Source organism: Streptomyces sp. NPDC046261 (genome assembly GCF_040646235.1).
GTDB lineage: Bacteria > Actinomycetota > Actinomycetes > Streptomycetales > Streptomycetaceae > Streptomyces.
The window spans coordinates 1-21,091 of sequence record NZ_JBEYZU010000035.1; the positions used below are offsets into that span (position 1 = coordinate 1).

The following is a 21,091-nucleotide window of genomic DNA, read 5'->3' on the forward strand; positions in this document are numbered from 1 at the left end:
GGGGGGGGGGGGTGCGTCGCTCATGTGTCGGGGGGGGGGGGGGGGGGGGCGGGGGGCGCGCCCCCCCCCCCCCGCGTCGACGATGTCCTCGAAGGGGGTCGTGCGGTGGTCCAGCGCGTCGAGCAGCGCCGTCCTGGTACGGGCGAGGACCTCGCCGAAGCAGGGGTCGCCGTGCAGCCGGACGCGCAGCGGCAGCATATTGATCATCGGGCCGACGGTGCCGAGCTGTTCGTCGTCCTCGCGCAGGGAGACCGGTGAGCCGATGACCACGTCCTGCTGGCCGGTGTACCGGCCGACCAGACAGGCCAGGGCGGCCAGCAGCAGCATGTAGCCGGTGGCGCCCTCCTTGCGGCAGAGGGCGGCCGCGGCCGCCGATGCTCCGGGCCCGTAGCGCACGGTGGCGCGGTCGGGCGGCCCGGCGCCGGGCCGCCCGGTGCGCCGGAGGGCCGCGGTGCGGGCCGGGGCGCCGGCCAGCTCGCGGCGCCAGAAGTCCCGGCCGGCCGCGCCGTCCTCGCGTGATGACGCCGCGCACCGGCCGGCGTAGCGCGGCCCCGGTGCCGTGAGGGGGCCGGGCCGGCCGGCGAGGGCCGCCGTGTAGCCCTCCTCCAGTTCCCGGCACACCACCGCGAGCGAACCGCCGTCGAAGACGATGTGGTGGGCGGAGAGGACCAGCAGCCAGCGGCGGGCACCGCAGCGCAGCAGGGTCCATTCCGCCGGCGGCCCGGCGTCCAGGCGGAAGGGGCGGGCGGCGATGCGCCGCAGCGTCCGCTCGATCTCCGCTTCCCGGTCCGCGTCCGTCAGCCGGCCCAGGTCCACCGCCCGCAGGGGCGCCGGCTGCCCGGCGGCCCGTTGCCGGGGGGCGTCCCCGGCGGCAGGGAACACCGAGCGCAGTGCCTCGTGCCGCAGGCCGAGCCGCCGCACCACCTCCCGCAGCACCGCCGGACGCGGCGCGCCGGTCAGCTCGATGGCGGTGCAGATGTTGTACGCGGGCACCTCGGGGGCGAGCTGGTGCAGGAACCACATCCTGCGCTGGGCCGGCGAGAGCGGATGGGTGGTGTCGGCGGCCGGGGTCATTCGGCGGCACCTCCGGCGGTTCCGACGGGCTCCGCGGCGGCCAGCCGGGCCTTGTCTATCTCATGGGCGAACTCCCGCAGCGACGGGGACTCGAAGAGGCTGCGCACCGAGACCCGGGTCCTGAAGACCTTGTTCGCGGCCGCGGTCGCCTGCATGGCGCGCAGGGACTCCCCGCCCAGGTCGAAGAAGCGGTCGCCGGCTCCGACCCGGTCCAGCTTGAGCACATGGGCCCAGATCGCGGCGAGGGCCCGCTCGGTCTCGGTGCCGGGCTCGACGTACTCCTGTCCGTGGGTCAGCTGGGCGTGGCTCGGGGCGGGGAGCGAGGCCCGGTCCACCTTTCCGGCGGCGGTCAGCGGCACGGCGTCCAGGACGATCACGGCGGTGGGCACCATGTAGCGGGGCAGCCGGTCGCGTACGTAGGCCTGGACGTCGGAGGGCTCGGGGCGTTTGCCGGGTACCGGCAGGACATAGGCAACGAGCACCTGGTCGGAGGCGGCCTCGCCGCGGGCGGTGACGATGGCCCGTTGCAGGTGCGGGTGGGTGTCCAGGACGGCCTCGATCTCGCCGAGCTCCACCCGGAAGCCGCGGATCTTGACCTGGTGGTCGGCACGGCCGAGGAACTCCAGGTGCCCGTCGGGCAGGTAGCGGCCGAGGTCGCCGGTGGCGTACGCGCGGCTGCCGGGCGCCGGCGCGGCGGGGTCCGGGCGGAAGGCCGCCGCGGTGTCGCGGGGGCGGCCCAGGTAGCCGCGGGCCACCCCGGCCCCGCCGACGACGAGTTCTCCGGTCACCCCGAGCGGTACGGTGCGGCCGAGGTGGTCGCGGGGGTGCACCCAGGTGCCGGCCACGGGCCTGCCGATGGGCAGGTGCGGTCCGTCGCCGTCGGTCTCCCCGGACCAGACGGTGCTCCACACCGTGGTCTCGGTGGGGCCGTACTCGTTGTGGAAGCCGGCCCCGGGCAGCATCTCCCGGCAGTGGCGCCCGAGTTCGGCCGGGCACGACTCGCCCGCGGCGATGACCGTGCGCAGCGAGCCGAGTTCGCCGGGGCCGGCCTGGTCCAGCACGGGTGCCAGCAGGGAGGGGATGCCGAGGGTGTGGGTGGGGCGTTGCCGGGCGATCGTCTCCACCAGGCCGGCGGGGTCCAGTTGCTGTCCCTCGCCGGGCAGGACCAGGGTACCGCCGCGGGTCAGCGTCCAGAAGATCCCGGCGACGGAGCTGTCGAAGGCGAAGGAGGACAGCAGCAGGAAGCGGGCGGGATCGTCCCCGTAGTGGGCGCGGCGGGCGGCCAGCGAGGCCACGACGTTGCGGTGCTCGACGACGATGCCCTTGGCCTGTCCGGTGGAGCCGGAGGTGTACATCACGTAGGCGGCGTTGCGCGGGCCGGCGACGCCCACGGGGTCGTGCGTGGCGCCGTCGCTGCCCGCGGCCGCGGCGTCGACGGCGCGTACGCCGCCGGGCAGCCGCCCGGCCAGGTCCGGTTGGTGGACCACCGCGAAGGCGTCGGCGGCGGTGACGAGGGCGGCGATCCGCTCGTCGGGCTGGGCCGGGTCGAGCGGGAGGTACGCGCCACCCGCCTTGAGCACGGCCAGCAGGCCGACGATCTGCGTCAGGGAGCGCTCGGCCAGGACGCCGACGACCGTCTCCGCGCCGACGCCGAGGGAGCGCAGGTGGTGGGCGAGGCGGTTGGCGCGGCGGTTCAGTTCGCCGTAGCTGAGGGTCTCGGTGTCCAGCTGTACGGCGGGGGCGTCCGGGCGCTCGGCCGCCCACCGGGCCACGAGGTCGTGCAGCGTGCCGTCCTCGGTGGAGAGCCCGGGTCCGTGGGTGAAGGTCGCCAGGGCCGCCCGGTCGGCGTCGGAGCGGAACTCCGGCCGGTCGTAGCGGCCGTCGGGGTCGGCGACCATCGCGGCGAGCACCCGTGCGTAGCTGTCGCGGACGCTCTCCATCAGGGTGTCGGAGAACTGCAGGCTGTCGTACTCGACGCGGACCTCCAGGGCGCCGGTCTCGCGGTTGAGCCGGAAGATTCCGCAGAAGGGGAAGGTCGACTCGCCGTAGAGCTCGTTGGCGACGTGGCCGACGCCCCGGTCGATCCAGCGGTCCAGCACGTTGAAGACGTGGTAGTTGGTGAAGAAGAACAGCGTCTCGGCGAGCGGCTCGTTGCCCTGGTGACGCTTGAGTTCCGCCATCGGAAGCCGCCGGTAGGGCATGGAGGCGCGCTCGGACTCCAGCGTGGCGGTGATCAGCTCCGGCCAGGTGCCGCCGCTCATGCGGACCCGCAGGGCCAGGCTGTTGACGAACAGCCCGATCGCGGTGCTGCCGTCGGCGCTCTCCGGGCGGCCGTTGGTGACGGTGTAGGTGAGGGTGTCCTCGTGGCCGCCGTAGAGGGACATCACCACCATGTGCGCGGCCAGCAGGACGGTCTTGAGCGGTACGGCGTTGGCCGCGGCGAGCCGCTTGAGGCCGTCGGAGAGCTCGGCGGGCACGGGGACGGCGATGCGGGTGATGTCACGCTCGCCCTTGTCGGCGCGGGGCCCGGCGCCGGGCCGGGGCAGCCGCATGAGGGTGGCGTCGGCGAGGTAGGAGTCCCAGAACTCGTAGTTACGGGGATCGGCCAGCGCCTCGAGTTCCAGTGCGACGGCGTCGCGCATCGTGGAGGTGGGGGCCTTGATCGTGATCGGCTCGTCGTAGATCACCGAGAAGTAGTGGCTGAACAGCTCGGTGATCATCAGGGCTTCGCTCCAGCCGTCGACGATCTCGTGGTGGAAGCCGTAGGTGAACTGGAAGACCTCGTCCTCCAGCTGCTGCACCATGAACCGGATCAGCGGGAACTCGTGCAGCTCGAAGCCGCGCTCCTTCTCCTGCTCGATCCATTCCTCGACGCGTGCGTCCTGTTCCGCCGCGGTCAGGCCGCGCAGGTCGCGGTAGTGCAGCGGGTCGGCGAACTCGCGGTGCACCAGTTGCAGCGGCCGGCTGAACCGGCCCATGTCGAAGGAGGTGCGCAGCATCGGGTGGCGCTCCACCAGCTGGTGGACGACCATCCGCATCACCGCGAGGTCGAAGGGCGCGCGCAGCCGCACGGAGGCGATCGCGTGGTAGACGGCCGACTTCGCCGCGAAGTCGCGGTGGAAGATCATCCCTTCCTGCAGCAGGTTCAGCGGGAAGGCGTCCTCGACGTCCGCCGGCATCATCGCCCGGTCCTCGTCCGTGATCAGCGCGAACGGCTCAGTGGCGGGCGCGGCGGGCAGGTCCTCGCGGGCGTCCAGGTGGGCGGCGCAGGCGCGGACGGTGGGGTGCCGGTGCAGGTCGGCCACGGTGACGTCGACGCCGCGGGCCTGGGCCCGGCTGGCCACCATGACGCTGCGGATCGAGTCGCCGCCGAGGACGAAGTAGTTGTCGTCGATGCCGACGCGCGGGACGCCGAGGACCTTCGAGACGGTGGCGGCCAGGATCTCCTCGGTGGCGGTGCGGGGCGCCACGTACTCGGCGGTCTCCCGGGCCGCGGCGTGCGGCTTCGGCAGCGCGGCCCGGTCGATCTTGCCGTGCCCGGTGACCGGCAGGGCGTCGAGGGTGACGAACACGGCCGGCACGAAGTGCTCGGGCAGGTGCTCGCGGCAGTGCGCGGCGAGCTCCGGGTGCGTGGGGGCCGGTGCGCCGGGGGCCGGGACGACGTAGCCGACGAGGGCGAGTTCACCGGCGAGCGGCGAGGAACGGCCCGGGTCGTCGTCCAGCCGGGCGACGACCACGGCCTGGGCCACGTCCGGGTGGGCGGCCAGGACGCTCTCGGTCTCGGCGGGCTCCACGCGGACGCCGCGGATCTTGACCTGCCCGTCGGTGCGGCCGAGGTACTCCAGCGTGCCGTCGGCGCGGCGGCGCGCCAGGTCGCCGGTGCGGTAGAGCCGGCCGCGGTCGGGCGGGAAGGTGCTGGGCAGGAAGCGCCGCCCGGTCGCCTCCGGCCGCCGCAGATAGCCGTCGGCGACGCCCGCGCCGCCGATCCACAGCTCGCCGGCGACGCCGTCGGGTACGGGTCGTCCGCTCTGGTCGAGCACGTGGACGGTGGTGTTGGCGATCGGGCGGCCGATGGGCACCGGCCCGCTGTGCGGGGTGGTGTCGTCGACGACGTGCGCCACGCTGCCCACCACGGTCTCGGTGGGCCCGTATTCGTTGACGACGCGGGTTCCCGCGGAGCGGAACAGCTCCAGGCTCTCCGCCCGCAGGGCCTCCCCGCCGACCACCAGGGTGCGGACCGCGCCGCGTACGTCCTCGGGCGTGAGGAGCTGGTTGATCACGTCGAGGTGGGTGGGGGTGAGCTTGACCAGCGTGAGGTCCCGCGAGGTGCGCAGGGCGCCGATCAGGCCGGTCACTCCGGCGGTCTCGGAGAGCATGACGACCTGTCCGCCGGCGATCAGGGGCCCGAACAGGCCGGTCAGGGTGAGGTCGAAGGCGATCGAGGTGTGGACGAGGGCGCCGGTGCCCCCGTCGAGTCCGTAGGCGTCGGCGCACCAGTTGAGGTAGTTGGCGAAGGCCCGGTGCGGGACGCACACGCCGTTGGGCGTGCCGGTGGTGCCGGAGGTGTAGAGGACGTAGGCCGGGTCGTCGGGCGTGGTGGCGATGCCGGGCGGGGTGGCGGGGTGCTCGGCGACGACCGGCCAGTCGGTGTCCAGCGCCACCGTCCGGGCGGTACCGGCATCGACGCGGTCCCGTACGTCGGCGGTGCACAGCAGCACCGGGGCGCCGGTCTCGCGGAGGGTGAACTCCAGCCGCTTGCGGGGGAAGCCGACGTCGACGGGGACGAACGCCGCGCCCGCCTTGAGCACGCCGAGCAGGGCGACGAGCAGGTCGGTGGAGCGGCCCAGGCAGACCACGACCCGTGCGCCGGGCCGTACGCCGAGCCCGGCGAGGTGGTGGGCCAGCCGGTTGGCCCGTTCGTCGAGCCGGGCATAGGTGAGGACGTCCTCCCCGGCGCGTACCGCTACCGCTTGCGGTGTCCTTTCGGCGCATGCGGAGAACAGCTCGTGGACGTTCTTCCGGGGGTATTCGACGCGTGGTCCGCGGCCGGCTTCCCGGAGGTCCCGTTCGGTCTCCTCCGACAGCATGCGAATGTCGCCGACGGCGCGCTCGGGCGCCTCGATCGCGCCGCGCAGAATACGGCTGAAGCAATAGGCGAGGTTCTGCTCGAAGGACTCGTCGACGCGGGCTTCGTCGTATCCCAGCTCGATGCGCACCGTGCCATTGCTCCGCCGTACGGTCAAACGGATCGGAATCGGGGAGGTGGCTTCCTGGTGGACGCTGGTGAAGACGACTTCGGAGCCCTTGAGCGGTGGTTCGGCCCGTTGGCAGTCGAATGCGAAATAGGGGCAGTCCGCTGCGGTATCGAGGCCGCCGAGCAGTTCGGGGTCGTAATGGTCGAAGCGCTCCTCGCCCTGGGAGACGAGCGCGCCGAGCGCGGTGACGCAATCGGCGAACGGCTGGTCGTGGCCGATCTCGTGGACGAGCGGGACCTCGCGCTCGAAGGCGCCCACGGCCCCCTGGAGCTCGGGGTAGGAACGGCCTCCCCGGGTGAGCGCGACCGGCAGGTTCCGCTCCCCCGCCAGCCGCCACAGCACGACGCGGAACGCCGCGTGCAGCACCGTGTCCGGGTCGACGGACAGCCGCTCGGCGAGCCGGCCGACCCCTTCGGTCACGTCCGCGGGCAGCTCGAACGTCCCCGCCCGCCAGCTGCCCGGGCCGGCGCCTTCGCGGAGGATGCCGGGCGGGGGCCCGGTGTCCGCGGTGGCCGCGGGGCCGGTGTGGGCGGACCAGAACGCCCGGTCGGCGGCGGAGTCCTGGGCGGTCAGGAGGTCGTTGTGCCAGGCGGCGTAGTCGGCGTACTGCAAGGGAGCGGGCCGGTCGCCGGGGCCGTCCTCGCGGTCGTAGGCGGCGAGCGTCTCCTCGGTGAGCAGGCGCAGGGACGCCCGGTCCGCGACCAGGGCGTGCGCGGTCAGCACCAGCACCGCGCGGCGGTCGTCGACACGGCCCAGGGCGGCCCGCAGGACGGGGCCGTTGCGTGGGTCGAGAGCCTCGCGCTCGGCGAGCCGCAGCGCGTCCAGCTCGGGCCCCGCGCCGTCGGCGCACGCGGCCGGGAGCTCGACGGTGGACAGGGGCACCTCGCCGGCGTCGTGGACGACCTGGACCGGCGCGGTGCGGCCGGCGAGGCCGGTGAACGTCGTCCGCGTCGACTCGTGGACGGCCGCCGCCGCGGTGAGTGCGGCCCGCAGGCGCGAGGGGTCCAGCGGGCCTTCCACCGTCACCGTGGACTGCGTGAAGGAGTCCTTCCGGCCACGGCTCAGCGTGGCCCATAAGTGGCGTTGCTGAGGCGAGACGCGGTAGCCGGAATTCGCCGTCTCCGTCACGATCCATCTCCCTTGGCGCGTTGTGTGGACAGCAGCGCTGAGCGCGCCCCGGGCATGCCGGGGCCATTCACCGAGATCTGGCACCATGAAGCGTCCGGCGCACGGAGCAGAGGCGACCGGGACACAACGTTTTTGGGAACAGCGCACCGCCATTCAGGGTGCGCTCGATATTTTTGGAGAGCCGGCGCCTGTTGAGCACTTGGCGCCCGACGACCGGAGGGCGCTATTCGGCCCCGGTCGTTTCCGACTCTACCACTTGAGCGATACGCGTTACAGGGTTGTTTCTCAACCAAATGTCCTTCAGACAGAGGAGGTTGGGGGCCGCCGTGAAATCGGTGAAGGGGACCTCGATTCCGAGGTCGTCGGCGACGCGGTCGAGGAAGGCGATGGCGTCCTTGTCGCCGACGCCGTCGCGGAAGAAGCGCTCGGTCACACTGGCCGGCGGGGCGCCCAGCGCCTCGCGCCACAGCCCGGCGAGCCGGCGCTCCACGGCGTCCGTGGGCGGCGGGGCCCCTTCGGGCAGAGGGGTGCAGTCCTCGGGCGGTGGCAGCAGGTCCGCCGGATCGGCGCCCGCCGACCGGGCGGCCGCCGCTCTTCGGATCTCCGCGAGGGGCCGTGCGATCAGCACCGTCGGCACCCAGCCGGCCGGCAGGCCGCCCCGCAGGCGCTCGCGCAGGTCGTGGGCTCGGGGACCGGGCGGGTCCCCGGCCGCGAGGTAGGCGACCAGCTCCCGCACCCGCAGCCCGGTGGCCGTCCGCCGCTGACGGATCATCACCAGTGCGGCGTCGACGTCCGCGGCCGACTCCAGCTCCCGTTCCACCCGGCCGACGTCGATCTCCCGGCCGCCGAGGACCGTACCGCCCGGCGCCGGCGGCGGGACGGCCTTGAGCTCGGACACGCGCACGCCGGGGTCGGCGAGCACCTCGCGCAGCACCGCCCGGTACCGGTCGGCCCACATCCGTGCCGACGTGGCGTCGAAGAGGCGGCCGTCGAGGATGACGTGGAAGGGGATGTGCCCCGTGCCGTAGTCGTAGACGTCGAAGGACAGGTCCGCGATCCACGGCACCAGGTCCGCGCCGTCCTCCACGGGCTCCAGCTCCAGCTCCGACACGGCGATGTCGCCGCCGAAGTCCAGGACTGCGGGCGGGAGGTTGTGCAGGTCGAACCCGATCTGCTCCAGCGGATGGGGATGCAGTTCCCGCGCCGGGTCCATGCGCTGGATGACCTCGGAGAACGGCAGCCGCTGGTGTTCGTGGGCGGTCAGGCACTCCTCGCGCACGCGGCGCACGACCTCGAGGAAGCCGGGGTCGCCGGACAGGTCGCCGACGAGGGCCAGGTAGTCGGAGAAGGGGCCGGTCATCTGCTGTACGGCGAGCCCGTGCCGGGCCGCGACGAGCGAGGTGGTCACCAGCCGCTCGGCGCCGCCCGCCCGGCCGACGAGGGCGTGGAAGGCCGCCAGCAGGACGACGAACAAGGTCACGTCGGCGGAGCGGGCGAACGCGCGCAGCTCCTCGCTCAGCGCGGCGTCGAGTTCCTCGTCGACGACGAAGCACTCCCGCCGGCGGTCCGGCGGCCGGGGGCGGTCCAGGGGCAGTTCCACCGCGGACAGCCCGTCCAGCCTGGCCCGCCAGCGCCGGGTCTCCGCCGCGGTCCGGGTCTCGTCCCACCACCGGCGCTGCCAGGCCGCGTAGTCGGCGTACTGCGCGACATCGGCGGCCGGGTGGGCGGGACGGCCGCCGCTGCCGGCGCGGTAGAGCGCCAGGAGTTCGTCGTTGAGGAGGGTGGTCGACCACAGGTCCGCGGTGATGTGCGGGATCCCCACGAGGAACAGGTGCTCGCCGGGCGCCATACGGATCAGCGCGATCCGCACCGGTGGCCGGTCGTCCAGGGGGACGGGCGCGCAGAGCGCCTCCTCGCCGATCCTGACGGCCTCGCGTTCGCGGTGCTCCCGCGGCAGCGCGCTGAGATCGATCAACGGCAGCGGGTCGGGCGCCGGTTCCTCGACCACCTGCATCGGTTCCCCCTCGACGACGGGGTACCGGGTGCGCAGGCACTCGTGGCGGCGGACGAGCTCGGCGAGAGCCCCGCGCAGGGCGGCGCTGTGCAGCGGCCCGGTCAGCCGTACGAGCGTCGGCTCGTGGCTCGGCTCACCGTCGATGCGCCGGTCGTGGACCCACTCGCACAACTGGCCCGCGGACAGGGGCAGCGGACGGTCGCGGGGCGCGGGTGGGCCGTGCGGACGAAACCGTGCCGTCTCGGACCTGGTCGCCCGTGTACGGGCGATCCCCCTCCCTGGCCGGACACTCACGAACAGGTCCCTCCGTTTCGTCGTGACGCACTGCGCGTGTGCTCACCGGCCTCCGGGGCCGCCTTCCGGCTCGCCGCTCCTCACCACTGGACCTTCACCAGGGGGTCGAGCCCGGCCTTCACATGCCGGCCGACGGACTCGACGGGTACGTACTCCCGGTCGGCGGACAACGGGATCACCAGCTCGACCTGCGACCCGTAGCGGATCTGCGAGAAGCGGCGGCCCTGGGTGCAGAACATGCCCTGCCGCTGCCGGAAGGGCGTGATGGAGTCGACGTCGTAGTCGGCGATCTGGAGGATCCAGTACGGGCCCCGCAGCCGGGGCGAGTCGACCCTGTTGATCATGCGTTCGTTGTCGTGCAGATAGCCCGCGTGGACCGTGTCGATGCGCAGCTGGTCCAGCAGGTCCTGCTCCATGGCCAGCATGGGACGGTTGAAGGTGCCGATGGGCTCTTTGAGCGCGAACGACAGCCGCCCGCCGTAGGGCATCCGGTTGACGTGCACGTCGAAGAAGGTCATGAAGATGCCGATGACCAGGCACCGGTGGTCGAAGGACGCGTCACGGAACGCGGTGGTCAGCGCGTAGGACTTGCCTTTGATGTCGATGATCGGCTCCCGGGGGCCGACCACCTTCTGGTAGAGGACCACCCCGTCGGCCGGTGAGAAGAAGTAGTTGTGATCGACGTACGCCGCCCGGGCGGGGTCGCGGAAGAAGTGGTACTGCGAAAGCCACTCGAGGGGCTTGTCCTGGTAGGGCACGACCTCGGCCTCGATCCAGTCCCTCATCTCCTGGGCCATGACACCTCTCATCGAGCGGTCGACGGGGTCGCTGGGCGGGGGCGGGGGAACCCATCCCTCGTGCGGCTTGTCGTTCACGTTCTCGTACAACGAACACAGTGTCGGCACCTCGTGGCACTGGAACACAACCGGGCGGGGGCGAGAAAGCCATGGATCCGGTCATATTCAGGGGTCACGTTTCCCCGCGCGCGACCCGGCGCCGCCCTGCGCGGAGAAATGGCTGATGGCACAGGGTCGGGCAGGTAACGGCCGCGGCACGCGGCACGCCCGCGCCGCGGCCTCAATGGCCGATATCCGCCCCCGACGGCCGCCACGACATTCCCCGCCATCCGACGGCCCATCCGGCATCAAAGCCGACAGGGGCCGTAGCATGTCCGAAATGCGGTAGCCGGTCCTGACAGGTCCCGGAGAAGTCTGTGCACGACACTCCCGAGAACACCCCTCGGCCGGGCCATGGCCCCCCTCGTGGCGAGCCGCTCGTCCGCATACGCGGTCTGGGCAAGTGGTTCGGTGGCACGCGCGCGCTGGACGCGGTCGACCTCGACATCCACTCCGGCAGCGTCCTGGCCCTGCTCGGCCCCAACGGCGCCGGGAAGTCCACCCTCATCAAGGTGCTCGCCGGCATCCACCATCCGGACGAGGGCGAAGTGAGCGTCGCCGGGCACCGGCTCGGCACCGAGGCGGCCTCGCGCACCATGTCCTTCGTCCACCAGGACCTGGGACTGGTCGCGTGGATGACGGTCGCCGAGAACATCGCCCTGGGCACCGGATACCCCCGCCGCGCGGGGCTGGTGTCCTGGCGGCGGACGCGACGGCGGTGCGCCGAGGCCCTGGGCATCCTCGGCGCGCATCTCGACCCGGACGCCGTCGTCGCCGACCTCACCCGGGCCGAACGCTCCCTGGTGGCCATCGCCCGCGCCCTGGCCGCCCAGGCCGAACTCATCGTCCTGGACGAACCGACCGCCAGTCTCCCGGCGGCGGACCGCACCCGGCTCTTCGAGGTCCTGCGCACCCTGCGCGACCGCGGCCATGCCGTCGTCTTCGTCACGCACCGGCTGGAGGAGGTGTACAAGGTCGCCGACGTCTTCGCCGTCCTGCGCGACGGCCGCATCGTCACCCGCGGCCCGCTCGCCGGCTACGACCCCGCCCGGCTGGCGCACGACATCGTGGGCCACGCGCCGGGCGGCCACCGCTTCGCCGACCCCGCCGTGGCCCTGCCCGTCCTGAGCCTCGACGGCGTACGGACCGAGAACGCGGGACCGGTCACCCTGCGGCTGCACCCCGGCGAGGTCCTCGGCATGGTGGGCCTCACCGGCGCCGGGCACATGGATCTGGGCCGCGCCCTCGCCGGCTCCCGGCCGATCCTGGCGGGCCGGGCCCTGCTCGACGGACGGCCGTACGCACCGCGCACGGTCGCGGAGGCCGTCGACGCCGGCGTCGGCTTCGTGACCGGCGACCGTCAGGAGGAGGGCTGCGCACCCGAGCTGACGGTGCGGGAGAACCTCCTGGCCAATCCCCGCGCGGCCGGGCTGACGGGCGGGCACTGGATCAGCCCCGCGCGCGAGCGCGCCGAGGCCACCGCCCTGCTCGACCGGTTCTCGGTGCACCCCCGGGACAGCGAGGCACCGATCGCCGCCCTCTCCGGAGGGAACCAGCAGAAGGTCATGATCGGCCGGTGGCTCGGGCTCAGCCGGAGCCTGCTGATCCTCGAGGAGCCGACCGCCGGCGTGGACATCGGCGCCAAGGCGGCGGTCTACCGCCTGCTACGGGAACCGCTGGCCGCGGGCCTCGCCGTGCTGCTCATCTCCACCGACTTCGAGGAGGTCGCCACCGTGTGCCACCGGGCCCTGGTATTCGTCCGCGGGAGCGTGACGGCGGAGCTGGGCGGCGAAGCCCTCACGGTCGCCGCGCTCACCCGCACCGCCTCGGCCACGGCCGGCCTCACCGGGACGCCGGAGCGATGACCCGGGCCCCCCGCCCCGCGCCCGGCCGCCGGTTCGGGCACCTCGTCGGCGCCTACGGCCTGCCGGCCCTGACCGTCCTGCTGTTCGCGGCCTTCTCCCTCGCCCTGCCGGACACCTTTCCCACGCTGGACAACATCTCCGCCGTCCTGTCCAACCAGTCGATCCCCGCCATGCTCGCCCTCGGCGCGACGATCCCCATCGCCACCGGCAGGTTCGACCTGTCCATCGGCTACGGCATCGGCCTCGCGCACGTCATGACGATGCAGCTCATCGTCACCGAAGGCTGGTCCTGGCCGCTCGCCTGCCTCGCGGTGGTCCTGTGCGGGGTCCTCGTCGGCGTCGTCAACGGCGTCGTCGTCGAATTCGCGAAGATCAACTCATTCATCGCCACCCTCGGCACCGGCAGCGTCATGTACGCGCTGACCGGCTGGATCACCGGCGGGGCCCGGATCGTCCCCGGCCCGAACGGCCTGCCGGCCGACTTCACCGCCCTCTACGACTCCCGGTTCCTCGGCCTGCCGGTGTCCGCCTTCTACGTCCTCGCCCTGACCGCCGTCCTGTGGCTGCTCCTGGAACGGTTGCCGCTGGGCCGGTACCTGTACGTCATCGGCTCCAACTCCCGCGCCGCCGACCTGGTGGGCATCCCCTGCCGGCGCTACGTCATCCTCGCCTTCGCCGGATCGGGCCTGGTCGTCGGCGTCGCCGGGGTCCTGCTCGCCGCGCAGCAGCAGATCGGCAACCCCAGCGTCGGCATGGACTACCTGCTGCCCGCCTTCGTCGGCGCGCTGCTCGGCTCCACCGCGATCAGGCCCGGCCGGGCCAACGCCCTGGGCACGCTCGTCGCGGTCACCGTCCTCGCCGTCGGTCTCGCCGGGATCGGCCAGCTCGGCGCCCAGTTCTGGGTCACCCCGCTGTTCAACGGCAGCACGTTGCTCATCGCCGTCGGCCTGGCCGGCTATGCCGCCCGCCGACAGCTGCGCCGGCGGGCGACGGAGTCCTCCCGTTCGCTCCAGGACCTGCCCAGGGTCGCCCCATGACCAGGGCCCACCGGTCGGGCGCGGTCGTCCTGGCGTTGACGGCCGCCGTCCTGGCCGGCTGCGAGCGCGGGTCGTCGACCGGTCCTCCCTCCTCCTCCGCACCGCCGGGAAGGAACGGCTGCCCCACCGCCCTGGCCAGGTCCGAAGCGGCCGTGCGGCAGGCCGAAAAGACCGACCCCGCCTGGGACGGCCCCACGACCGGGCCCAAGGCGGTGCCCGGCAAGAACCTCGTCTTCGTCGCCCAGAGCATGACCAACCCGGGGGTCGCGGGCGCCGCCAAGGGCGTGGAGGAGGCCGCGATGGCCATCGGCTGGCGCGTCCGGGTGAACGACGGTCAGGGCACCCCCGCCGGGATCCAGGCCGCGTTCGGCCAGGCCCTCGCCCTGCGGCCGTCCGGGATCGTCGTCGCCGGCTTCGACCCCCGTCTGACGTCCCAGCAGGTCACGAAGGCCACTGCGGACCGCATCCCGCTCGTCGGCTGGCACGCGGTCGGCTCCCCCGGCCCCAGCAAGGACCCGAAGCTCTTCAGCAACGTCACCACCAGGGTCGAGGACGTCGCGAGGACCAGCGCGGACTGGATCATCACGCACTCCCGCGGCGACGCCGGGGTCGTGGTGTTCACCGATGCCTCGATCCCATTCGCCCGGCACAAGTCCGAGCTGATCAAGAAGGGCCTCGCCGCCTGCTCCGGCGTGCGGCTGCTGGCGGAGGAGAACATCCCCATCTCGGACACGAGCAGCCGTACGCCCCAGGACGTGTCCTCGCTCCTGTCCCGCTTCCGCGACACCTGGACCCACTCCGTCGCCATCAACGACGTCTACTTCGCCGACGCCGCCCCGGCCCTGCGCGCGGCACGCAAGAAGGGCGCCGGCCCCCCCTTCAACATCGGCGCGGGCGACGGCGACCCCTCCGCCTTCCAACGCGTCAACAGCCGCCAATTCCAGTCCGCCACCGTTCCCGAGCCCCTCTTCGAACAGGGCTGGCAGATCGTCGACGAGTTCAACCGCGCCTTCTCCGGCCGACCCGCCAGCGGCTACGTCGCCCCCGTGCACATCAGCACGGCCGCCAACAGCGGCGGCGTCACGTCCTGGGACCCACCGGGCTATCGCGCGGTGTACCGGAGGATCTGGGACAAGTAAGAGAGGACGCTGACACGGCCCTCGCGGGCACGTCGCATCACTGCCAGCCCTGCCCCGGCAGCCCGGCCCGATGACGCCTCGTGTGACGGAGAGTAAGGGATCGCTGGACGCAATGAAGGGGCGGACGCAGCGAATGCTGCGCCCGCCCTCGCCGCCGGAGCCCCGCTGGCACCGAGCGAGGGCGCTGTGCACGCCGATCCGGCAGCCTGTTGCCACAGGCGGTCAATCGTGTCGTGGGTTCGGTTGAGCTGCCGCTGCCGCAGGTCGACCAGGCGACGGTTCAGGCAGACCCGCTGTCATCAGAGCAGAGGCAAGTCACGGCCTCCGTGCCCGGCTCCGCGCTGCCGGACATCGTCTTACATGGCCCCCGCCGCTGCGACGCCATGAGGAGATGAGTGTGAGGACGCGGACCTGTCCGGCGAGGTCTGGGCACTTGCTGGAGACACGGGCGTACCCGATGCGGTCGCCGGCCCGCGCGAGCGCGACGCCGACGGACAGGTCGAGTTCCGGGCCGGGCTGCCACGGCCGGCCGGGGCCGCGGGCGGCGGGGATGCGGATCGCCGGCCCGGACCTCAGCTGAGGGATCTTCGCGTAGCGGCCGGTGTGGTAGTCGACGGCGACGACGCCGGAGTCGGCCCGGCACGCCGATCCGGGCGGGGCGCCGCAGCCCGGGCAGGGCTCGCGCTCGACGAGCTCGGCACGGGCGATCTCGTGCAGGTCGCCGTTCACGTGTTCCCTTCCCTCCCCGGCGGCACTCGCGCCGTCCCGAATGCGCGTCCCGCTTCCTTCTCGCGCCCGGAGGTTTCGGGACGCCTTCCGGGACGGGTTCTCGTCGCCCGGCGCCGCGTCGGGCGGCCGTCGCGGAATCGGTCATTTCCGGGACGGTGTGAGCGCCGCCGGGCACCCCGAGTACGTCTGATCGGCTCTGCGGATCGTTCGCAAACACACTGGGTATCTGGTTGGCTACATCTGAGTCTGACAGGCGTGGCCCGGACGAAGGAGGCACTGATGACAGCACCGGCAGAAGAGTCGACCAACCCCGCGGCCCGGATGGGGTTCGAGCGCGAACAGGTCGTCCAGGAGATCGGCTATGACGACGACGTCGACTCCGAACTGCGCGAGGGCGTCGAGGCGGCGACCGGCCAAGCCCTCGTCGACGAGGATTACGACGGCTTCGCCGACGCGGTGCTCCTGTGGTTCCGTGACGGCGACGGCGACTTGACCGACGCCCTGCTCGACGCCACCGGGCGGATCGATGACAGCGCCCCGGTCTGGCTCCTCACACCGAAGAATGGACACGAGGGATCCATCGAACCAAGTGACATCGACGATGCCACAAAGACCGCGGGCCTTTCCACAGCCAAGTCCATCGACCTCAGCAGTGGGTGGACCACCACCCGCATCTGGAGTCGCAAGGGCGGGAAGGCGTAGGGCGGCAGGCGGTACCCCTCGGGGCCCACGGCGGCGGTGCTGCCCGGACCATGCGGCTACGGTTCCGCTTCGCGGCCTTCACACATCCCGTCGTGATCAGCGCGGACCTGACGGGGAAGACTGCCCGCCGACCACCTTCGCTCACTCGTACGGGTGAACGCGACGGGTGTTCCGCGAGCGTTCCGGGACGCTGCCGGAGACTCCCGATCACGGAGGGGGAGGACGCGTCGAAGCTCGCGGCGACAATCGCGCGACTGACGCAGCTGCGGGACGCCGACCAACTGGCCGCCGCGCACGTGCGGCTGGCCGCCGAGGGCATGGGCGCCAGCGAGCGCACGGTGTGGCGGCGGGTGGCCGCCGGCACCCGCGCCCCGAACCCCGCAGGTCCGCCCAGTACGTACTGAGCGACACCGACCGCGAGGCATACGCCCTCTACCGCGGCAACGTCTCCGCCGTGCACCGCGCCCGCCAGGCCGTCGTCGACGGAGACGGCACCACCGCCGGCGCCCCGGTCCACGACTTCCTGCGCGAGGGCTGGGCCAACGCCGCCCCCGTCGCGCTGCGCACGCTGCAGACCGCGTTCCACCGGGAGCTCTCCGCGGCCGAACGCGCCGCGTGGAAGACCGGCGAGTCCGGCCGCCGGGCGAAGTCGGTGCACCTGCGCGGCTCGGACGAAATGCGTGGCCGCGTGGTGGGAAATGGACCACAAGCAACTACCGATCCTGGTGCACCCGCCCAAGGGCAAGCCGATCCCCGTCGCCTACCCTCTCGAACGCCCGGACAAGGACCGGATGCTGGCATACACGTGGAACGTCAACGCCCGACCAGATCTGATCGTTCTGTCCCTGGTGGTGCTCTGGCTGACGGGGCTCTTCTCCCATTTCGCACGGTGACGCGACCAGACACCACCGCCCGGACCGACGCCTCCGCACGTGATCGCCCGGAAAGGCCCTAGCAGCGCCTCGTGGCGCACCATTGCGTACTTGAAGTCGATGCGGCAGCGGCAACGGACCTCTCAGCGGCCTGCCGGTCCGACAGTCCGAGCAGGAAGTGCAGCACACAGACGGTGGCCAGCTGAGCAAGCGACAGGCCCGTGCGCCCGTCACACGGGTACCCGTCGGCGAAGTCCTCCTCGCACCACAGCCCGTCCAGCCGGTCTCTCACCCACGTCGCCCTCGTACCGCCCGGCTTGGTCGCCCGTGCGACCTGCGCAGTCAGAGACGGGACTTGCTCACCGGAACGGGGATGGCGATCTCGGCGACCTTGGAGCGGACGTAGGCGCGGGCGGTGACCGGAGGGTGGGACACCCTGCCGATCGGGGCGGGGATTGACGCGACGAGCGTGTCCGGATCGCAGTCGAAGAAGTAGACCAGGGACAACAGTTCCTCGGACGTGACGTCGGTGGGCGGGGCCAGTACACGATGGCGGCCGGAGCGCCAGCGGTCGCCGGTCCAGCGAGCCATCAGGTCACCGATGTTGATGGTGAGCGCCTCGGGGTCGTAGGGGGCGTCCTGCCAGCCGTCGTCCTGCGTGTGGATCTGCAGACCGCCCTTGCCCGGTTGCCGGTCCAGGACGGTGACGGTCCCGAAGTCGGTGTGCGGACCGACACGGAACTGGCCCGGCCGCGGCGCCCCTGCGGCACTGACGGGCGGATACCAGTTGAGGGTCAGGGTCCAGTCGGGGTGGGTGGTGTGACGAGTGAAGAAATCGAGCGGTTGGCGCAGGGCTGCTGCCAGGAGTTCCAGCAGTTCGCCGGCCAGCACCCGCATGGCACGTACGTACTGTGCGACGAGCGAGCGCAGCTCCGGGGGCTGGGACGGCCAGGACCGCGGCAGAAGTCCGGGCTCGGGGCGACCGTCCGCGGTGTCCCATGGGGCAGGGGCCGCTGACCAGGTTTCCACCAGGTCGGGTGGCGTCATCAGGCCTTCGGCCCGGCCGGCGGCCACCGCTCCCGGACCGCTCCAGCCGTAGTGGCCGAGCGCCTCCGCCAGGAACGCCTGCTTCACGTCGACCGGCTGGTGGAAGAAGACGCGGGCCGCGGTGCGGAGCGCGGCGGACAGGTCCGGGTGGACACCATGACCGGTGACGAGCAGGAACCCCGCCCGCTCAAGCGCCTGGTCGACGAGCGTGGCGAGACGGTCCCGTTCCTGCTCGTCCCCGCTTCGCCAGAGCGAGAGGTCGATGGTGGGAATGGTGGGAATGGTGGAAGCGTTCACGATGCCCTTCTCCTCCTTTGCCCTTCCCTCTCCGGGGGAAGGCGGTCCGGCCATGGTCGTTCGAGGAACGCGCACCACCCAGCCATCCGGTGGGAAACGGTAGGAACAGGCAATTCCCGGCGGTGAAACGGGAGAACGCGACAGGCCAGGGGCGCACCGCCGGGATCAGACCCCTATCGTCGGGACCTGTCGTGGGGAGCACGACGCAGCGGTGAACGCACAGGAGGTCACACATGGTGGGCTCGGCCACCTTCGACGCTCTGGACCTGGGGCTGCTCCAGGCCCTCCAACTCGACGGACGCGCGGCACTGAGCCGCATCGCGCGCCGGCTGGGTGCCTCCGAACGCACCGTCGCCCGCCGCTACAGCCGCCTGCGCACGCTGGGCCTGCGCGTCGTCGGCCAGCCCGTCCCGGCCCGGGTAGGGATGAGCCGCTGGCTGCTGCGCATCCACTGCGCTCCCGACTCCGCAGCCTCCGTCGCCCAAGCCCTGGCCCGTCGGCCCGACACCAGTTGGATCTCACTGGCCTCCGGGGGAACCGAGCTGTACTGCGCCCTCACCACCCCTACGTCGTACGAGCGCGACGCGCTGCTCCTCGACAAGCTGCCCCGTACCCCGCACCTGGCCGCCGTCGGAGCCCACTGTCTGCTGCGCCTGTTCACCGGCATCACCAGCACGTGGTACGCCAACGGGCTCCCGTTCGGTGCGGCTCACGGCCACGAAGGCGGTGCCTCGGTATCGGCCTCTCGATCCGATGAGCATCCCGAGCCCGTGGCCCTGGATGTCACAGACCGAGCCCTCTTCACCGAGCTGGCCAAGGACGGCCGTGCCGGCCTGCCCGAGCTGGCCGCGGCCACCGGTCGCTCGCCCTCCAGCGTCCAGCGCCGCCTCGAACGACTTCGGGCCCAGGGCGCACTGGACTTCTCCGTGGACTTCGCACCCCGGCACCTCGGCTACGACCTGATGACCCACCTCTGGCTCCAGGTGGCCCCCGGCCACGTTTCGGCCGTCGGCCGCGCCCTGGCCACTCACCCCGAAATCGCCTTCGCGGCCGCCACCACCGGCCCGCACAACGTCGTGGCCAGCGGGGTCTTCCGCGGCAGCCACGACCTCTACCACTACCTCGACCACCGCATCGGCTCGCTACCCGGCATCCATGCCATCGAGACCGCCCCCATCCTCCGCGAGGTCAAACGCCTCACCGTCAGCACATGAACAGCACCGCCGGGGAGTGAACTTCGGCAGGGACGCCACTGCACCACCTACCACCATCCCAATCACCTGACCCATCGGACACTCCCTAGTACTCCAGCTGTAGATCGTGATCTTGCTGGTCGGGGTCGGCCGGGGAAGCCTCAGCATCCTTACGGGGGGATAACCCCCGACACCACCCTGACGACAGCGCATGGGTACGTCAGCGGGATAGCCGGATGGACCAATCGGCCCTCCGCTGGTGGGATGGTCGCCGACCGCCGCATTCGGGGGCGACGCAGTCTCGGGCCACAGCTTGAGCGGTCCCTGAACGCGCGCAACCCGAACAGAGAAGGGGTCGCCATGCATGGGTTAAGAAGGCGTCGGCGGAGCCTGCTCGTCCTGACCAGCCTCGCTACAGCCGTCCTCGCCACATCGACCGCGTCCACGGCGTCGGCGTCGGCGAAGCCGCGGCCTGCCGATCCGCTCCAACGGCAGGTGGAGGCGATCCGTGACACCGGGGCCGTCGGTGTGCACGCCGAGGTGATGTCACCGGATGCACGCGACAGCGCGTACGCCGGGACGGCCGCGATGAACACACAGAGGCCGATGCCGCGGGACGGCAGGTTCCGGATCGGCAGTGCTACCAAGACCTTCACGGCCACGGTCGTGCTGCAACTCGTCGGCGAGGGGCGCATGTCCCTGGAGGACACCGTCGAGCAGTGGCTGCCGGGAGTGGTCCGGGGCAACGGCAACGACGGCAGACACATCACCGTACGGCAGCTGCTGCAGCACACCAGCGGCATCCCTGACGTCAAGCCGGAGATTCCCGCGTTGAACAGCGCGAACGGCTATCGGGCAGAGCGGTATCGCACCTATACCGCCGAGGAGTTGATGGAGCGGGCGATGCGGAAGCGACCCGACTTCCCGCCGGGCCGTGGCTGGTCGTACTCCAACACCAACTACACCCTCGCCGCCATGATCACCCATAAGGTCACCGGCCGAAGCTGGGCAACGGAGGTGCGCGACCGGATCATCCGTCCACTGAGCCTGACGGGCACGACGACGCCCGGCACCTCCCCGTTCATCCCGGGCCCCCACGCCCGGGGCTACGCCGCGTTCGGCACCGACAGGAGCATCGACGTCACGACCCTCAATCCGAGTATGGCCGTCGGCTCCGGCTCGATCATCAGCACCGCACACGACCTGAACCGGTTCTACGCCGCGTTGCTCGGCGGCCGTCTGCTGGCTCCGGCGCAGCTCGACGAGATGACGACCACCATGCCCGCGCCCGAGCTGGGCGTGAGGTATGGACTCGGTCTTGCCGAGATTCCGTTGCCCTGTGGCGGCAGCTACTTCGGCCACCGGGGCGAACTCCTCGGCTATGTCACCTGGGGTGGCGCCACCCGGGACGGGACCCGGACCGCCGTGGTGTACGTCACCAGTGACGGCGGCCAGGACACCCAGCAGGCCATGATCACACTCATGGGTCAGGAACTGTGCCGGACCCGCTCCTAGTACCCCAGCCGTAGTACGCGCTCTTGCTGGTGAA

General features: G+C 72.1%; 14 protein-coding genes. 8 read left to right on the forward strand and 6 right to left on the reverse strand.

Annotation, left to right across the window (positions count from 1 at the left end):
- The 4 genes from ABZ956_RS29950 to ABZ956_RS29965 form a co-directional block, all read right to left on the reverse strand.
- Nucleotides 1-1,074, reverse strand: a 1,074-nt coding sequence (locus ABZ956_RS29950) for a condensation domain-containing protein (protein WP_361900463.1), incomplete at its 3' end; no start/stop codon positions are given.
- The gene (locus ABZ956_RS29955; protein ID WP_361900466.1) at nt 1,071-7,457 is read right to left on the reverse strand and encodes an amino acid adenylation domain-containing protein; all 6,387 of its coding nucleotides are present in this window, start codon (nt 7,455-7,457) and stop codon (nt 1,071-1,073) included. The genes ABZ956_RS29955 and ABZ956_RS29950, both read right to left, overlap by 4 nt.
- Nucleotides 7,458-7,680: 223 nt before the next feature.
- Complete coding sequence (locus ABZ956_RS29960) at nt 7,681-9,642, reverse strand: condensation domain-containing protein (protein WP_361900469.1); 1,962 nt, start codon at nt 9,640-9,642, stop codon at nt 7,681-7,683.
- Between the two features lie 203 nt (nt 9,643-9,845).
- Nucleotides 9,846-10,652 (reverse strand): phosphatidylserine decarboxylase, encoded by an 807-nt coding sequence (locus ABZ956_RS29965; RefSeq protein WP_361900471.1) that lies wholly within the window; start codon nt 10,650-10,652, stop codon nt 9,846-9,848.
- A 326-nt stretch (nt 10,653-10,978) separates the two neighbouring features.
- Between ABZ956_RS29965 and ABZ956_RS29970 the strand changes: the two genes are divergently transcribed.
- From ABZ956_RS29970 to ABZ956_RS29980, 3 genes are read left to right on the forward strand one after another with little or no spacing between them, the layout of a single operon-like run.
- Nucleotides 10,979-12,526, forward strand: a complete 1,548-nt coding sequence (locus ABZ956_RS29970) for a sugar ABC transporter ATP-binding protein (protein ID WP_361900474.1) — start codon at nt 10,979-10,981, stop codon at nt 12,524-12,526.
- Nucleotides 12,523-13,563, forward strand: a complete 1,041-nt coding sequence (locus ABZ956_RS29975; protein ID WP_361900477.1) for an ABC transporter permease — start codon at nt 12,523-12,525, stop codon at nt 13,561-13,563. The genes ABZ956_RS29970 and ABZ956_RS29975 overlap by 4 nt, the downstream gene beginning before the upstream one ends.
- Nucleotides 13,560-14,702: a substrate-binding domain-containing protein gene (locus tag ABZ956_RS29980; protein ID WP_361900480.1), complete on the forward strand. Its 1,143-nt coding sequence runs from the start codon at nt 13,560-13,562 to the stop codon at nt 14,700-14,702. Before ABZ956_RS29975 ends, ABZ956_RS29980 begins: the two co-directional genes overlap by 4 nt.
- A 315-nt stretch (nt 14,703-15,017) precedes the next feature.
- On the opposite strand, the gene ABZ956_RS29985 is transcribed toward ABZ956_RS29980, so the two are convergent.
- Entirely contained in the window at nt 15,018-15,431 is a 414-nt protein-coding gene (locus ABZ956_RS29985) for a hypothetical protein (RefSeq protein WP_361900483.1), read from the reverse strand.
- A 279-nt stretch (nt 15,432-15,710) separates the two neighbouring features.
- Between ABZ956_RS29985 and ABZ956_RS29990 the strand changes: the two genes are divergently transcribed.
- From ABZ956_RS29990 to ABZ956_RS30000, 3 genes are all read left to right on the forward strand, one after another.
- Nucleotides 15,711-16,133, forward strand: coding sequence for a DUF3052 domain-containing protein (locus ABZ956_RS29990; RefSeq protein WP_361900486.1), 423 nt, complete (start codon nt 15,711-15,713; stop codon nt 16,131-16,133).
- A 92-nt stretch (nt 16,134-16,225) separates the two neighbouring features.
- Nucleotides 16,226-16,537 carry a hypothetical protein gene (locus tag ABZ956_RS29995; protein WP_361900488.1) on the forward strand — a complete coding sequence of 104 codons (312 nt, stop codon included), beginning with the start codon at nt 16,226-16,228 and terminating at the stop codon, nt 16,535-16,537.
- Between the two features lie 294 nt (nt 16,538-16,831).
- Nucleotides 16,832-17,026, forward strand: coding sequence for a hypothetical protein (locus tag ABZ956_RS30000; RefSeq protein WP_361900491.1), 195 nt, complete (start codon nt 16,832-16,834; stop codon nt 17,024-17,026).
- A gap of 321 nt (nt 17,027-17,347) precedes the next feature.
- On the opposite strand, the gene ABZ956_RS30005 is transcribed toward ABZ956_RS30000, so the two are convergent.
- A complete protein-coding gene (locus ABZ956_RS30005) occupies nt 17,348-18,349 on the reverse strand; it encodes a 2-oxoglutarate and iron-dependent oxygenase domain-containing protein (RefSeq protein ID WP_361900494.1) in 1,002 nt (333 codons plus the stop codon).
- Nucleotides 18,350-18,582: 233 nt separating this feature from the next.
- Here ABZ956_RS30005 and ABZ956_RS30010 point away from each other — a divergent pair, with 233 nt between their 5' ends.
- Nucleotides 18,583-19,563 carry an Lrp/AsnC family transcriptional regulator gene (locus tag ABZ956_RS30010; RefSeq protein ID WP_361900497.1) on the forward strand — a complete coding sequence of 327 codons (981 nt, stop codon included), beginning with the start codon at nt 18,583-18,585 and terminating at the stop codon, nt 19,561-19,563.
- Nucleotides 19,564-19,902: 339 nt separating this feature from the next.
- Nucleotides 19,903-21,057: a serine hydrolase domain-containing protein gene (locus tag ABZ956_RS30015; protein ID WP_361900517.1), complete on the forward strand. Its 1,155-nt coding sequence runs from the start codon at nt 19,903-19,905 to the stop codon at nt 21,055-21,057.
- The last annotated feature ends 34 nt before the right edge of the window (nt 21,058-21,091 follow it).